Origin of the sequence: Microcoleus sp. ARI1-B5 (assembly GCF_036705795.1) — a bacterium.
Lineage (GTDB): Bacteria > Cyanobacteriota > Cyanobacteriia > Cyanobacteriales > Microcoleaceae > Microcoleus.
In genome coordinates, this window is the sequence record NZ_JAUBVK010000056.1 from 1 (window position 1) to 16,925 (window position 16,925).

Here is a 16,925-nt window from a genome sequence, read left to right on the forward strand (position 1 = left end):
CCAACTTAGTCCAATCTAAGCTTTCTCCAGTATCATCTCAAGAAACTGTATCCTTACAGCCAGAATCAATCGGAGAAAAAACAGAAGGTTTAACTCCTGAAGCAGAGGGAGAATTGGAGGCGATCGAACCAACTTCTCTCAACTTAGTTCAATCTAAGCTTTCTCCAGTATCATCTCAAGAAACTGTATCCTTACAGCCAGAATCAATCGGAGAAAAAACAGAAACTCTAACTGCTAAAACTGCTAATACCGGGGAAGAATTAGATGCGATCGAACCAACTTCTCCCAACTTAGTCCCATCTAAGCTTTCTCCAGTATCATCTCAAGAAACTGTATCCTTACAGCCAGAATCAATCGGAGAAAAAACAGAAGGTTTAACTCCTGAAGCAGAGGGAGAATTGGAGGCGATCGAACCAACTTCTCCCGACTTAGTTCAATCTAAGCTTTCTTCAGTATCATCTCAAGAAACTGTATCCTTACAGCCAGAATCAATCGGAGAAAAAACAGAAGGTTTAACTGCTAAAACTGCTAATACCGGGGAAGAATTAGATGCGATCGAACCAACTTCTCCCAACTTAGTCCAATCTCAAACTTCTCCAATATCCTCACAAGAAACTGGATTGCTACAGTCAAAATCAATTGGAGAAGCAACTGAAAATTTAACTCCTGAAGCAGAGGGAGAATTGGAGGCGATCGAACCAACTTCTCCCGACTTAGTTCAATCTAAGCTTTCTTCAGTATCATCTCAAGAAACTGTATCCTTACAGCCAGAATCAATCGGAGAAAAAACAGAAGGTTTAACTGCTAAAACTGCTAATACCGGGGAAGAATTAGATGCGATCGAACCAACTTCTCCCAACTTAGTCCCATCTCAAACTTCTCCAATATCCTCACAAGAAACTGGATTGCTACAGTCAAAATCAATTGGAGAAGCAACTGAAAATTTAACTCCTCAAACAGAGGGAAAACAGGAGGCGATCGCACCTACTTCGCCCAACTTAATCCAATCTCAAATTTCTCCAAGATTATCACAACAAACTGGATTGCTACAATCAAAATCAATTGGAGAACAAACAGAAAGTTTAACGGCCCAAACAGAGGGAGAAGAGGAGGGAATCGCACCTACTTCGCCCAACTTAATCCAATCTCCAACTTCTCCAATATTATTACAAGAAACAGAACCAGCCCAGTCAGAATCAATTGGAGAAGACACAGAAAGTTTAACTGCTAAAACTGCTAAAACTGAGGGAGAAGAGAAAGCGATCGCACCTACTTCGCCCAACTTAATCCAAACCAAAACTGAGCCAGTATTTTCTCAAAAAACTCTATCGCTACAGCCAGAAGCGATCGGAGAAAACACAGAAAAAATTCCGGCTCAAACTGATGGAGAAGTGGATGCAAACCAATCAACTTTACCCAACTTAACTCAAGCCAAAAGCGAGCCAATATCATCTCAAGAAACTCGCTCGCCACAGCCAGAATTAATCGCAGACAATACAGAAAATCTCGCAGCTCAAACTGATAGAAAAGTAGATGCGATCGCCCCAGATTCACCCAACTTAATCCAAGCCAAAACAGCACAAGAATTTTTTCAAAAAACTGTATCGCTACAGCCAGAAGCGAGCGGAGAAAAAACAGAAGATTTAACGGATAAAAATGAGGTAGATGCGATCGCCCCAAATTCACCCAATTTAATTCAATCTCAACCTTCTCCCGAATCATCTCAAGAAATTACCTCGCCACAGCTAGAAACTTTGAGAGAAAACAGAGAAGATGTTATTACATCTCCAGATGCTCGCTCGGACATATCTTCCGACACAATAACTTCTTCGCAGACAAATCTTGTTCAAGCGCGATCGGAAAGTCCGAGTTTAAACCTTCTCAAACCTTTGGGCAACTCAAAATCTATTGCTCAAACCACTGACTTATTGCTCTCTGATTTTGTAACTGATGCGGCCGACAAACAAGCTACTATTTCCTCGGAAACATCCCTCTCATCTAGTAGTTCCCCGCCAAATATTTCAAAATTACCAGAGGAAGATTTAGCCAATATTTCTCTCAAAACCGACACAGAATCGCCCAACAACTCAGCAAAAGTTGAAAAGATACCAAATTCGTGGTCAAGTATATCTGAATTACTGGGTGAAAGTCCTAACAATGCAACAGCTAATCTAGACGAACTCAAACCATTGGGTTTTTCGCAACAGCTAAACAACACCAACAAATCGATACTGCCAAAATTAGACAACAAATACATCAATAACAACGAACAACAAAACAATATCGGATTCGATATGCCGACATCATGGTCAAGCATATCCGAATTGTTGGGTGAAAGTTTCACCACAACAGCAGACAGCATCCAGACAAAAAACGAAGTTTCACCTGCATCCTTAAGTGAACCGGAATCTTCACCTTCTTATACTCTAGCTTCTCCAAATTTGTCTGACAATTCCACACCAACTAGCGAAGCCACTTCCCAACAAATAACAGCAGGTACTCCAGCCAAAGACACATCAATAGAGGACGAACAATTAGAAGAATTGGCTCAAAAAGTTTACACCTTAATGCGACAATGGTTAGAAGTAGAACAAGAGCGTCAAGGAAACCAATTATTAGGTTATCCCATTTGGCCGAGCAACATTACTTCAATCCACGGAACTTCTGCTAAAGTAAGATCGACACCAAAGCGATCGACTCCCGGACAGCAAACAGCAGGCGATCCTGGTGAAGTTTCCCCTGTTGACGATAAATTACAAAAACTCACCGGGGAAATCTATTACCTACTCCGACAGCGATTAGAAATCGATCGAGAACGTCGGGGAGGCTACTACACCAATCGTTTATCTTAGTTATAATACACCTACGATCGAGGATAAATTATGCCACCATTAACAAGTTCGCCCATCGCACCAATATCAGATAAATCGGGAAATTTGGTTAAAGCCATTTTAATATCCGATGATGGCGTACCGCCGATCGAGTTTATGTTTAATCCCACCGAATTAGTTTTCGAGGGAGTTGTAGAAACCTCCGAAAGTCCGGGGGCACGCACGCAAGATAAAGGACAGCCTAAAGTGAGCTTTTCTCACGTAAAAGCTTACAAAATTACCATCAACAAAATTTTGTTTGACACTTACGAAGATGGAGGAGATGTTGTCAAAAAATACATCGAAAATTTCCGAAAAGCCGTTGAATTTGTCAAAGGCAAAGAACGCCCGCCAATTTATCAATTCATGTGGGGCAAACAAGTTTACCTGCGGCGTTGCTTCATTGAAAAATTGAATTACAAACTCACCATGTTTCTCCCCGATGGAACACCCGTGCGTGCTGTCATCGATAGCCTAACTTTAAAAGAAGCTGACGAACCCAAAGAAAACGGCCCTTTAGGTGCTAAACCTCCGGCTAAAGTAGACCGTCAAACAGATAGCTTGAGTAACCGGAGATCGCCAAGTAAAACGAATTATCGAAATTCAAGGACTTAGCAGATGCGACAACTTTTTACAAGCTAAATCAACACAAATTCACCCACCTAAAACTTATGACAGGAGTCCATTACCGCGCCCTACCAACACTAGAAATAGATGGCAACCAAGCTCCTCCCAACTTAATGGAAGATATTCTGCAAGTCATCGTCGAAGAAAGCCTGCATCTGCCAGGAATGTTTACCCTAGTAATTCAAAATGATTATTTTCCCGGTCGCAGCCAAGACCAACGCTGGCGCTATCAAGACTTATTACAAATAGGTAAACCCGTTAAAATTGGTTTTACTTCCAGCACGACAGAATCTAGAGATTACAATAAAGACAACCAAAACTACGTCATAGAAGGCGAAATCACAGGAATTGAAACCTTCTTCAGTGAAAAATCTCAAGCCCCCGTACTCGTTCGCGGTTACGATGTCGGGCACCGCTTGCATCGAGGACGTTACAACCGTTCTTTTCAAAATATGACCGACAGCGACATTGTGAAAAAAATAATTCAAGAAGTTGGTATAGAAGCTGGTACGATCGATCCTAGTGGCGTGGCCCATGACTATGCTTTTCAAGAAAATCAAACCAATATGGAATTTCTGCGGGAACGAGCCGAAAGGATTGGATTTGAGCTATTCCTTCAAGATGGGAAACTCAACTTTCGCCAACCAAAAGCCGACAGTAAGAAATTAACGCTAAAATGGTTGACCGACCTCCGCAGCTTCCGCGTGCGAGTCACCAGTGCAGAGCAAGTAAAAGAAGTAGAAGTAAGAGCCTGGGATTACAAAGAAAAAAGAGCAATTGTCTCCACGAAACAGCAAGAAAAAGTTATTACTAAAACAGAAAACGGCAAAGGTAGCGATACCAGCAATAAATTTAACGGCAAGCCGCCCAAACCAAAAATGATTTTAAACTGGACTTGCTTTAGCCCCAAAGAAGCCGATACCAAAGCCCAAGCTTTGTGCGATGAATTGGGAGGGCAATTTATCTATGCCGACGCCAAAGCCGAGGGAAATACTGAAATTCGTCCGGGGCGCGCTGTCAAATTAGAAGAAATGGGACAGCACAGCGGCGAATATTACGTTACCGAAACTCGCCACAGCTATCACGAGCGAGTATACGTAACAGAATTCAGCGTGCGGGGATTGCGGGGAGGCGACATTTTAACCGCCCTTGCTCCCCAGAAACAATTGGAACCCGGACAGACATTATTAGTAGGAATTGTTACCGACAACCAAGACCCGGAAGGCTGGGGCCGAGTTAAAGTTAAGTTTCCTACACTAACAGAAGAACACGCGAGTAATTGGGCTAGAATAGTAGCAACGGGTGCGGGCGATCGGCGAGGATTCGACTGTTTGCCAGAAATTAATGACGAAGTGCTGGTGGCTTTTGAACAGGGCGACATTCACCGTCCTTATATAATTGGTGCAGTTTGGAACGGCAAAGACGCGCCGCCAAATCCGGTAACAGATGACGTGGCTGATGGCAAAGTGCGGCTGCGGACATTTAAAAGCCGCGTCGGGCATAAAATTCAGTTTGTGGAGGAGGATAAAGGCAGCAGTAAGAAAGGAGCTTATATTGAGACAGCAGGGGGTCATAAATTACGCATTAATGACAGCCAAAACTTTGTAGAAATTGAAACTAATGGCGGGCATAAATTGCGTTTGGATGACAGCAATGGCAGTATAACTTTAAGTTCTACTGGCAATATCGATATCAATGCCAATGGCATCATTACTATCCAAGGTAGCCTGATTAAACTGAACTAAAAGTTAAGGAATTAGTATATGGGAAGACCAGCAGCTAGAATTATCGACCCCGTAGCCCATCCCCTCCCACCTGTATTAACCGGAGGCCCTGGTAGCTCTAATGTATTGATAGGCAATTTACCAGCTTGGAGAGGACTGCCACAAGCGGCAGTACCAGACTTAATGGCAGCGGTAAAAGATTCTGGCTTAGCCATCAAAAAAGCCGAACTTGCTACTGAGCTGGCTAAGGGAAAACCTGCCGAAGGTCCAGCCAAAGCCAATGAAATAAAAACTAAGGCAGATGAAGCGATTAAAATGGGCAAAAAAATCGCTAACATCGCCATTGGTGGCACAGATATTCATAATTGTGCTACGCCTTTGCCACTCCCCCCACACGGCCCTGGCGTTGTAATCGATGGTAGTGCTACAGTTTTGATTAACGGGCTTCCCGCCAGTCGCTTAGGAGATACAATTGTAGAAGCAATTGGACCACCCAATAAAATTTTAGCGGGCTGTTTTACCGTACTGATTGGCGGTTAATCTTAGTCCCAAAAATATCTACAGGACTTACTGGCAACCTAAAAACCGGGTTGGGAGCGTAAATCTCTGGTTCCAAAGCGACGATTTTTCACAGAAACCCGGTTTCTGAGCGTAAGTCCCGCATCGAATCTAAAATCTGAAATTAGCAATCTGCAATTACTGGCAGTGCCTGGAGGAGTTAGTAGGCCATGAGCGAACGAGTACCAGCTAAAAATAAAATCTCAGCGACGCCATCCCAGGCTGCTCGATCGAGTTCGCCCCTACTTCAACAACGTCCTTTTACTGAGGAGCAATCTGAATCTTTTGGCAGCAATTCAAACATATCGCAGGAATTAGAAGGGATTCAACCAAAAACAATCCGTCGCCGCTTGAATTGGCAAAATATTAGTGTAGAAGGGCCTGCTCGCAGCAATGGGATGTCTTTACCTGGCGGCATTCAACGCCAACAGGAGGAACAAGAGGAAACGCCAGCAATTGAACATCAAGTTTCAGCAAAAAAAGTAGAAACAAGTACGGGAGAATTAAGTAATTTAACGAGAGCGACTGAAGGGCGATCGGTCCAACCAAAAATCGATCGTCCTAGGTTAGATTGGCGCAATATTTCTGTAGAAGCACCCGATCGTAGTGGTGGAGAAGCTTCCCCTCAACCGATTCAACGCCAACAGGAGGAACAAGAAGAAACGCCAGCAATTCAAGCTCAGTTTGCAGCAGATTCAGAAGAAACAAGTGCAGGGGAATTCAGCAATTCAACGATAACCAGCGACGGGGAAGAAACGCCAGCAATTCAAGGTGAGTTTGCAGCAGATTCAGCAGAAAAAACAGCAGGGGAATTCAGCAATTCAACGATAACCAGCGACGGGGAAGCACTACAGCCAAAAATCGATCGAGCTGGTTTCAATTGGCGAAATATTGCTATAGAAGCGCCTCCTAGTTCGGCAACTTCTAGCACTCATCCAGCAGGAATTCAGCGTCAAGAAACCTCTGATGAGAAGCAAGGGGAAGAATCAACAGAATCTATCCAAATGGAGTCAGAGGGGGCAATTCAGGCTAAATGTAGTGAATGCGAAAAACAAGAAAAAGAAGAGCCAAATAACTCTTCAATTCAGACAAAATTAACAGTTGGCGCACCGGGGGATAAATACGAACAAGAAGCTGACAGCATGGCGGCGAAAGTCATGACCATGCCAGACTCAGCCCTACAGCAGCCAATTCAACGCCAAACAGACGAAGAAACAGAAGCAGTCCAGATGCAACCTCTGGTAAATTCCATCACTCCACTGGTACAGCGATCGTCGGGGGAGAAAGAAGAAATCCAGATGAAGTCAGGGGCGCAACGATCGTCTGATGGGAGTTCTCAGGCGAGTTCCAGCATCGAAAGCCGGCTCGCCAGTTCCCAAGGTGGAGGTAGCGCTTTATCCGATGATGTACGTAGTTTCATGGAGCCGCGCTTCGGCGCTGATTTTAGCTCGGTGCGAGTGCATACCGACTCCGCTGCCGTACAGATGAACAAAGAGTTGGGGGCGCAGGCGTTTGCTCGCGGTAGCGATATTTACTTTGGTGCTGGGAAATCTCCCGGTAAGAATGAATTGACGGCGCACGAGCTGACGCATACCGTACAGCAGGGTGGTGCGGTTCGCCTAAATAAAAAATTGTGGCGGAAACCACAGCTAGAGAAAGAGGAAAAAGAACCAGTTCGAGCCAAGGAAATTCCCGATCGCCCAAATCAATTAAACTTAAATAAAGAACTGCGCCTGAAGCTCGATCGTCCGCCAGGAACAAAAAATATTGAGGCGAAACAATTTCCAACTCAAACTTCTGAAATAACAGAAAACAAACAGCAAACTTCAGATTTCCTGCCAGAAAAAACCGAACAAAAACCTCTGGAAACCAAAGAATTTACATCTAAAGATAGCGCTCGCAAACCAACCCCGGATACCCCCAAATCATCTCAGACTGCTGTTGAAACTGCACCCCAAAAGACTCAACTTACTGGTGGTGAAACTGCTGGTACTGAAACTGCACCAAAAATAACAGGTGTCAAAGAGGCGGCTGAGGCTGCACCCAAGCCAACCGTAGCTGAAAACAGCCCCAAACCAGGTGCAGGTGCAGTGGCCCAACAACCCCCACAGCAAGCTACCCCTACTCCTCAAAACCAACCTCCAAACGGAAAAGCCCCAGAAGCAGGTGCAGAAACAGCGCCAGGCTCCAATACCAAAAAACAGAGCGATGGACCCTCCGCCCCAGGACTCACTCCGCAAGTAGCCGGTACTGAAGCCGCCGCCTCAGCGATGGAATCCGGTGCTGGTGCGGGTGACACTGGCGGCGAAATGGAAGGGGGACAAAGCGAAACAGATCCAGATATTGAAGCAGCAGCCGCCTCTAATGAAAAAGTAGAGTTAGATCCTTCTGAGAGTGATGCCGCAATGGCTAACCTTGCTCAAGGTGGCGGTGCAGAAGCACCTACAGGCGGTGGTGGCGGTGGCGGCGGTGCAGCAATTACCGAAAAACCCGCGCCCCCCGTTCCAGATGTTTCTGGGGCCGAACCCTCTGCGGCCCTGGCATCAGTTAGCAATTTGCCTCCCGCTCAACTATTGGCAGGATTGGGAAGCGTTGGTACTGCGGTAGGCAATACGGTTGCTAAAGAACGCGCCGAACTTGCCGCCAACCCACCTCAAATGGAAAGTCCGTCTGCTTCGCCAGCCACTGGCGAAAAGTCGGCTGCTGACAAAGACTTACCACCTGGAAAAACGCCCAAAGCAGTTGAAAAAACCCCGGAAGGTCAAGCAAAATCAATCCCGCAACCCAAACCGGTACCGCTTCCCCCACCAGCCGCCGCTGCAGTTCGCCAACCCCAAGTAAAAGGGGACGAACAGGGCAAACTTTCCGAAGGGGATATAAAGAACTTACAGGCATCTTTGAATGCTATTCCAACTCGCGACCCTGGCTTGCAAAACGTCAGTGCCGGTACGCCACCGCAGTTGGAACTCCAAGGCAATGCTGACCCGCAACGCGCTCTAGAACAAAAAGCCAAGCTAGAAAAAGGTTTAACTGAAGCGCAAAGCCAAGGACAGCAAGATTTAGCCCAGCCGGCGGGCGAACAGGAAATTTACCCGAAAGTGCCAAAAGAAACCTTACGTGCTGAAGGGATAGGCGGTGGTGGTGCGGGTGGTGCTGTCGCGCTTGGCGGTGGTGCTGCTGCTGGCGGTGTTGCAGGTGATGAAGCGATATCCATCATTGCCCAACAACAGCAAGGTCAACAAATTCAGGTAGCAGTTGCCCAAGCACAGGGGCAGATGGCTGCCAAGCGCCAAGAACATACTGCCCAGGTTGCAGAAGAGAAAGCTAAATCTAATAAAGATATTGCCAAATTACAACACGATAACGCCGTCGAGCAGGAAGCTCAACGGGCTAAAGCGCAAACGGATATCGGACAACAGCGCAGTCAGTGGCAAAAAGAACAAGATACTTTGATTGCAAAATCCCGCCAAGACGCAGATGCTGCTATTTCCAAGGTGGGGAAAGAAGTCAGCAAAGAGCAAATTAAAGGTGAGGAAAAAGCAGCCGAGCATATTAAAGAAGGAGAGACAAAGGCTGTTGAGGAACGGCGCAAGGGTGAGGAAAAAGCCGCAGCAGAAAAGAAGAAAGGAGAAGAACAATCCGGCGGTATCTTCGGTTGGCTAGCTGATAAAGCTAAAGCTTTCTTTGAGGGAATTAAACAAGCAATTCATGCGGCTTTGGATGCCGCCCGCGCTGCGATGAAATTCGCAATTGAAGGGGCGCAAAAACTGGCAACGGCTGCGATCGAAGCAGCGCGTCAAGTCATTGTCGGTATTATCAAGCTGGCTGGAGAGGCTTTGATTGCCATCGGTGATGTGATGTTGGCAGCGTTCCCAGAAATGAGAGAGCGCTATCGCAACGCCATGAAAGCGATCGTCCGTACTGCCGAAAATGCTGTCAATGCGATCGCCAATAACCTGAAAAAAGGCGTACAAGTTGCCCTCAACCTATTAGGTAAAGGCTTAGATTTTGCCTTGGGATTGATGGAAAAAGGCTTGATGGCAGCAGTGGACATTGCCAGCCAAGGCGTACAGGGAGCTATCTCTACTGCTAAAGCTGCTGTGGATGCGCTGGGAGCTTTTTCCGTTCTCGCTAAAGATATTGCATCTAGCCCCGGACAGTGGTTGAGCAACTTGGGTGCTGGGGCGCAAGATGGTGTCCGCAACCACTTGTGGGGAGCCTTCCAAACCGAAGTGAAGGAATGGTTTAACCAGAAAGTGGAAGGAGTTCTCGGTTTGGGGATGACGGTGTGGAAAGTCCTCAACCAAGGCGGAATCAAGACAGATGAAGTTGGCAAAATGGCTTGGGAGGGCATTAAATCGGCGATTCCTCCCGCCTTAATTCAGATTTTGATTGAAAAAGTCATTTCGGCGATCGTGCCTGCTGCGGGTGCTGTGCTGGCAATTATCGAAGGGTTGCAAGCGGCTTGGGGAACGGTTAGCCGCGTGATTCAAGCGTTCGATAGGTTCATGGCATTCTTGAAAGCCGTGAAGACGGGACAATCTGGGCCGCAGTTTGGATCGGCTTTGGCAGCAGCAGGTGTGGTATTGATTGATTTTGTCTCTAATTGGTTGTTGAAGCGCGTGCGAGGTGCGGCGAGTAAAGTTGCTGGGAAGATTAAGGAGATTGCGAAGAAGATTGGCAGGAAATTAAAGGCAGCTACTAAGAAATTGGGGAGGAAGTTTGGCAAAGTCAAGGATAAGTTCTTTGGGAAGAAGAAGGCAGATAAGAGGAAAGGAAAAGAGAGCGATTCTAAGCACAGAGATAAAAAAGACAAAGATGATTTAGCAGAAAAGCAACGACGAGTCGATAAAGCGGTAGAAGTTGCAGCCGCATCTGTTAACAAATTTAGTGGCAAAGTAGTTGGTAAGACGCTTCTTACTCCAATATTGTCTGCTATAAAACTACGTTATCGGCTTAAGGCACTAAATGCTATTGAACAAGGGGAAAATTGGGCAGTTCATGGTGAGATTAATCCTAAAAGCAATAGAACTACACAAGCGAAAGTATCAGGCGTAGACTTAACACAACTAGCAGGCTGGCGACCTAGTTGGCGGCAAACTACTAATAAAGCTTTGAAGAAGGAGTATCCACAGCATTTTTCTCGAAAGAATAACAAACTTAAAAAGGGGTTCGATAGGCGACATATTGTATCTTTTGAAGTTATTTTCAAAGATCTAAAACATAAAATCGAAGGAAAACCTTATAACAAAGCTTATGATATTTTATCAGGTTATGGTTACAAGCCAGGTAGCAAAAATAACCCGGCAATATTAGCATCAGCAAAAGCATATTTAAGAGAAAAATTTAACGATCCAGAAAATGTTTGGGTAGGTGAATCAAAAGAAAATCAGGAAAGAGGAAGGGAAATAGGGAAGCTGCTTAGGGAATTAGAGAAAGCCCAAAACGATCTCAAGAATTCTCAAGGTAAATCAAAAGCAGAAAGAGATCCCATAACCCAGAGAATCACACAAATAGTTAATCTGTTGCACGACAAACGCCTCGATCTACCGGAAAAGGGTACTGTGAAAGCAGCCTATAAACGAATATTAGATGCCCAAACTAAGCGTGACAGAATGAATAAATGAAATCTTGTTATATATTTTTTTAGTTAAGGATTACAGCGGCTGATTAAACATGAGAAAAGCTTTGTAGAGTAACTAAAGTAAGTTTATTCGGGAGACTTTTGCATGAATCCAAACAATGAAATTTGTCAACTGCATAGGGATTTAAAGCTATGCAGATCCTCCCACTCCCCCCTATCCATCCACGCCATAAATCTCTGCATAATCAAACAAGATAATACCCTCACCGAATGCCGTCTTACCTTCCAAGTAAATTGGGAACTATACCACCGCATCGACACCGAAGCATTATTTAATCTCAAATCCGAATTGCGCGGTTCCCTCTCTAATGGAGACTTTCAACCAGAAGGAAATATCGAAATTGAAGCTACTTTACAACCTGAATTATTACCAAGCTTAACCGAAAACATCACAACCGCAGAACAAACAGCAGCCTATCTGCAAAACCTCAGCCAGGAACAACCCGAACACCCGCTACTATCCACCGAAAATTGGTTTGCCCTGCACGTTAAACAGCAACAAGAATCAGGTGCAACGGGTTATCGCACTTTTTGGGCTTATCTTCCTCCCTCTGCAATTAGTCAAGAGAACATTTCTCAAGAACAAATTTCGGCAGCAATGGTTAATTTCTTCCAAGATTGGGCTGATGCTAATCTATCGGAAATGAACCAAGATGTCATAACTGAAAGTATTAATGAAATGACCAAAAGCTTCTCGGAATTAGCAGACATTAGCCTAGAAGAAACTCAAGATGCTATCTCGGAAATTCTGGCAGAAATCACCAAGGTTTTTGAAGAGTTTGCCGGCGAGATTTCCAATGAGGTAGTTACACAGTCCGATCGGAACAGAAATATGCTGGAAGAAATAATTATCTTTTTTACAAAAGACGATTGGTCTTTTACTAAACTTCAAGGAGAATCTGTCTTGCAAACAGCTTTTCAAGGCCAAAATGGTAAATGGAATTGCTACGCCAAAGCTAGGGAAGAAGAAAACCAATTTGTATTTTACTCGATTTGCCCCGTCAACGCACCAGAAAATAAGCGACTAGCTATAGCAGAATTTATCACTAGAGCAAACTATGGCACAATCATCGGCAATTTTGAGTTCGACTACACCGACGGCGAAATTCGCTATAAAACCAGCATTGATGTTGAAGGGTTTAACCTCACCTTTTCCCTAATTAAACAGTTGGTTTACACTAATGTCACAATGATGGATGAATACCTACCGGGAATCGTATCCGTGATTGAAGGGGATGTGGCACCGAAAGATGCGATCGCCCAAATAGAATCATAACCGATCGCCCGATCGCGCCAAAACCAGCGATCGCTCTTACCCAATCTTATAGTAAAATACACCACAAGCAAAAACAGAACGCTTATGCCAGAAGATTATTACGATTATCAACCAGAAGACTACATCGGTGCCGGACCCGCATTCCCCTTGCAAGTCAACGTCCAAGGAGGCGTCCAACTCAGTTCAAATACCCAAAACATCGAAGAATCTATAGTCATCATCCTGCGCACGGATTTAGGCGAACGAGTGTACCGGCCCAACTTTGGTTCTCGCTTGTCAGAATTAGTGTTTGAACCTATGAACGTTCAAACTCTTCTCCTGATCCGTTTCTACGTAGAAGAAGCATTAGAAATGTGGGAACCTCGCATTATTTTAAAAGAAGTCCGCGCCGACCCAGACCCAGTTCGAGGTAAAGTAGATATTGAAATAATTTACCAACCTAAAAACAGTCCCGATACTCGCAGCTTAGTTTATCCCTTTTACTTGGCTCCCGCAGAGAAATAACCTATCAAACAAGTTTTATGGACTTTGAATTTTTACCTAAATTACCGAAATCCAATCTGGACGATCGGAGTTTTGAAGATTTAGTAGAAGAATGTATCCTCCGCATTCCCCGCTACTGTCCCGAATGGACTAATCACAACCCAGGCGACCCCGGAATAACTTTAATTGAATTGTTTTCTTGGTTGACCGACCAAATGTTAATGCGGTTCAATCAAGTTCCCCGACGCAATTATGTCGCGTTTCTAGAATTATTGGGCATTCGTCTGAACCCACCCGAGGCGGCTTGCTGCGAATTAACATTTTATCTAACTCAAGCACAACCAGAACCGATTAGAATTCCCTACGCCACCGAAGTTGCTACGGTGCGAACCGAAACTCAAGAAGCAATAATTTTTAGCACGGACGAAGAATTGACGATCGGCACTCCTCGAATCAGACATTTTCTGACAGCATCAACAGCAGAAGATAGACCGGAAGATTTGCAAGATCGGGAGAGCGCGCGCGCCAGAGAGAACTCGAACAGCAACAACCAATGGTGGAACCTAGAAGAAAGCAGGCTGTTTGAGGGACAGCGACCCAATAACTGTTTTTATTTGGTATTACAAGAAGACATAGAAAATCCAATTACCGGCAATGTTATCGCTCTCACTTTTAGAGGACAAGCCGCTACAAGCACCGGGATTAATCCCGATGACCCTCCATTAAAATGGGAAGCTTGGAATGGTAACAATTGGCAGTCAACAATTTTGCGAAAACAAGAAGACGATCGAACAAAAGGCTTTAGTTTTAGCAACTTAGGACAGCAAGGCACTAATCCTTTAATTGATGGAGCAGATGTAATATTACATTTACCGCAACAATTGCCTAGCACCGATTTCGGAACGGCATATCGGGGGCACTGGATACGTTGCGTTTACACTTATCCGAAAGAATTACAATCGAGTTATAGCAATTCGCCTACCATTCTCGGTATAAAAGTTCGATCGATCGGCGGTGCGGTAAATGCCAGCGAATGCGTTCGGATTGAAAACGAACTTTTGGGAGTCAGCGATGGCAAAGCGGGACAGTCTTTTCAATTACAAGCCAAGCCGATTTTAAAGCGCAAACAAGCCGAACGTATTGAAGTTAGACCGATTAATCGCCCAGTCGAAATATGGCACGAAGTTACGGATTTTGCTGACTCGGGTCCCGAAGACGAACATTATACTATTGATGCCCAAACAGGTACGGTTCAATTTGGTCCGTTGATTCGAGAACCAGCACAATTAAAGCAGAGAACAAGAGAGCGATCGCAAATCCAACCAGGGAGTACAATTGTCCGTCGAAATTCCACAGAAGCACGAAATTTATCTAACATACAACCAGACTGTGCAAGTAGCTCTAACGAAGCATTAGAGCGACAATACGGCAAAGTTCCTCCCCCAGGTGCGGAAATTTATATGACAGCCTACCGCACGGGAGGGGGAAGTCGCGGCAACGTGCAAGCAGAAAAATTAGTCGTAATTAAACAAGCAATTCCTTATGTTAAAAGCGTTGTCAATTATCAAGCCGCGACAGGAGGAATTGACCCAGAATCGTTAGATGATGCCGTAATTCGAGTGCCGCAAATATTGCGAACGAGAGCATCTGCCGTCACACCCGAAGACTTTGAAAATGTCGCTAAAGCAGCAAGCAGAGCTGTCGCTCGCGCTCATTGCATCACCGATGCCATGAATTCGACACCAGGTCGAGTTACGCTATTAATCGTGCCGAAAGTTAACACGGAAACGATAGATTTTCGGTTGGGGATGAACCCCGATCGATATTTTACCCTCAACTCTCAATTGGAAACAGAAGTTCTCGAATACATGAAAGACCGCAAGCCTCTGGGAGTGCAGGTAAAATTGCAAGAACCAGAATATGTCGGAACGAGCGTGACAACTGAAGTTGTCATCGAACTGAAATACAACAACCCCCGCGCGATCGAGCAGATCCGCACTCAATTGCTGATAGCTTTATACCGCTTTCTCAATCCCCTAACTGGTGGAACTGAAGGGAAAGGTTGGGATTTAGGCCGCCCCGTATCTCGTTCGGATATCTTTGCTTTAGCTCAAAAAATTCCGGGAATTCGCTATTTAGGAATGGTAGAATTATTTGAGTTGCGAAAATATGCTTCGGGATGGTTTCGCGAAGATTTTCCCCTAGATATGGTCAATCCAGGTTCTTTAGGTTTAATCTGTTCTTGGGCTGATGAAGAAAATAGTCGGTTGCGTTCGGGTCACAGTATCGAGTTTTTTGAGTGAGGGAAAATAAGTAATACTAAATCTCGGTTAAAAAATCCTCGATCTAATCTTTAATCCAAAATCTACAATCTTTAATCTCCAATCCTTAATCTCTAATCCATCGATCGATAATCTCCAATCTACAATCTCCAATCCCAAATCCAAAATGCAAAATCTACAATCTCCAATCCCAAATCCAAAATCTACAATCCCAAATCCAAAATCTACAATCTCCAATCCACAATCTAAAATCTAAAATCTACAATTTCCAATCCAAAATCCAAAATCTCCAATCCAAAATCCAAAATCTACAATCTCCAATCCCAAATCTAAAATCTAAAATCTAAAATCTAAAATCGCAAGATGTCTCAATCTAATTACCGTCCAACTTTAGCGATTAAATTCGCATCAATGCAACCTCCAGAAGCAGCAGATTCGTCGGCTTTAGCAGGTTTTGCCGGGAATAATGCAGAAGTTGCGATCGCCAACAACCTCCTCTTGTATCCTGGGGAACCGGGGGAAATGTTGGTACAGTTAGAAAACTTGGGCGATCGTTCGCTGCGATGGCGATTGGAAATTGAAGGGAATTTTCCTTTAAATTGGTGCAGTTGGCAACAGGAAGCAGCCGAAGAAATTGCTCCCAATCAAAAAGTGGATCGATCGCTATTTTTCCAAATTCCAGAGGATTATTTTGAAAATCGGCATGCTTTAGATCGGGGACGCGATCGCTTACAAATTAATTACGAAGCCCAAGTTTATGTCTACGCTGAAGCCCAAACCGAACGGCAGCTCGTTGCCTATCGAGTGTTTAACCTCTGCGTGCGTCCCTCAAGTTCCTACCTAAATTTTGTCCCAGCAATTTACCGCGAAATAGATTTTATGGGACGATTTTTAACTATTTTTGAGCAGGCATTTGACCCTGCGGTGCAAACAATCGACGTTTTATGGGCTTATTTAGACCCTTTGACAGCACCGGAAGCGTTACTTCCTTTTCTCGCAAATTGGGTGGCTTGGCCGATCGATCGCCGTTGGGATATTAAACAACAGCGCCGTCTAATTCGCAACGCGGTAGAACTTTATCACTGGCATGGGACGCGCCGGGGATTGCGTTTTTACCTGCATCTTTATACAGAGTTACCATTAGATGAAGATTTACCAGAATCAGAAAAACACATCAGTATAGAAGAAGTTTTTGCTCGCGGTTTTGTCATGGGGCAAACGCTAATCGGTAGAGATTCGATGTTGGGGGGCGGGCGTCCGTTTCATTTTATTGTACGCTTGCGTCCCGAACCGGATAAGCAGATTGATGAAGAATTAGTTAAAAATATTATTGAGCGGGAAAAACCGGCTTTTTGTACTTACGAGCTTGCGATCGACAGAGGGGTAATATCATGTCCGTTTGATTAGTGATGATTAAGTTCCCTAGTTTTAGGCCACCAATGAAAGCAGGTTAACGCCTGA

At 44.7% G+C, this 16,925-nt stretch carries 9 protein-coding genes; all 9 read left to right on the forward strand.

All coding sequences use genetic code 11. The annotated features are described in order from the left end of the window. The coding region (locus QUB63_RS34385) for a hypothetical protein (RefSeq protein ID WP_332949870.1) at positions 1-2,852 on the forward strand (2,852 nt) is incomplete at its 5' end. 30 nt (positions 2,853-2,882) lie between these two features. Then, entirely contained in the window at positions 2,883-3,485 is a 603-nt protein-coding gene (locus QUB63_RS34390; RefSeq protein ID WP_332949871.1) for a CIS tube protein, read from the forward strand. Between the two features lie 56 nt (positions 3,486-3,541). After that, on the forward strand, positions 3,542-5,242 hold the full coding sequence (locus QUB63_RS34395) for a VgrG-related protein (protein WP_332949872.1): 1,701 nt from the start codon (positions 3,542-3,544) through the stop codon (positions 5,240-5,242). 18 nt (positions 5,243-5,260) lie between these two features. Next, positions 5,261-5,761 (forward strand): PAAR domain-containing protein, encoded by a 501-nt coding sequence (locus QUB63_RS34400; RefSeq protein ID WP_332949873.1) that lies wholly within the window; start codon positions 5,261-5,263, stop codon positions 5,759-5,761. A 188-nt stretch (positions 5,762-5,949) separates the two neighbouring features. Further along, positions 5,950-11,406, forward strand: coding sequence for an eCIS core domain-containing protein (locus tag QUB63_RS34405; RefSeq protein ID WP_332949874.1), 5,457 nt, complete (start codon positions 5,950-5,952; stop codon positions 11,404-11,406). Positions 11,407-11,508: 102 nt separating this feature from the next. Next, positions 11,509-12,699 (forward strand): YbjN domain-containing protein, encoded by a 1,191-nt coding sequence (locus tag QUB63_RS34410; RefSeq protein ID WP_332949875.1) that lies wholly within the window; start codon positions 11,509-11,511, stop codon positions 12,697-12,699. Between the two features lie 84 nt (positions 12,700-12,783). Then, on the forward strand, positions 12,784-13,203 hold the full coding sequence (locus tag QUB63_RS34415) for a GPW/gp25 family protein (RefSeq protein WP_332949876.1): 420 nt from the start codon (positions 12,784-12,786) through the stop codon (positions 13,201-13,203). A gap of 17 nt (positions 13,204-13,220) precedes the next feature. Continuing rightward, a complete protein-coding gene (locus QUB63_RS34420; protein WP_332949877.1) occupies positions 13,221-15,485 on the forward strand; it encodes a putative baseplate assembly protein in 2,265 nt (754 codons plus the stop codon). Between the two features lie 342 nt (positions 15,486-15,827). After that, on the forward strand, positions 15,828-16,871 hold the full coding sequence (locus QUB63_RS34425; protein ID WP_332949878.1) for a phage tail protein: 1,044 nt from the start codon (positions 15,828-15,830) through the stop codon (positions 16,869-16,871). Positions 16,872-16,925 lie beyond the last annotated feature (54 nt).

Coding starts and splice junctions, on each gene's coding strand:
- QUB63_RS34390 (WP_332949871.1), top strand. CDS start 2,883: ATGCCACCATTAACAAGTTCGCCCATCGCACCAATATCAGATAAATCG.
- QUB63_RS34395 (WP_332949872.1), top strand. CDS start 3,542: ATGACAGGAGTCCATTACCGCGCCCTACCAACACTAGAAATAGATGGC.
- QUB63_RS34400 (WP_332949873.1), top strand. CDS start 5,261: ATGGGAAGACCAGCAGCTAGAATTATCGACCCCGTAGCCCATCCCCTC.
- QUB63_RS34405 (WP_332949874.1), top strand. CDS start 5,950: ATGAGCGAACGAGTACCAGCTAAAAATAAAATCTCAGCGACGCCATCC.
- QUB63_RS34410 (WP_332949875.1), top strand. CDS start 11,509: ATGAATCCAAACAATGAAATTTGTCAACTGCATAGGGATTTAAAGCTA.
- QUB63_RS34415 (WP_332949876.1), top strand. CDS start 12,784: ATGCCAGAAGATTATTACGATTATCAACCAGAAGACTACATCGGTGCC.
- QUB63_RS34420 (WP_332949877.1), top strand. CDS start 13,221: ATGGACTTTGAATTTTTACCTAAATTACCGAAATCCAATCTGGACGAT.
- QUB63_RS34425 (WP_332949878.1), top strand. CDS start 15,828: ATGTCTCAATCTAATTACCGTCCAACTTTAGCGATTAAATTCGCATCA.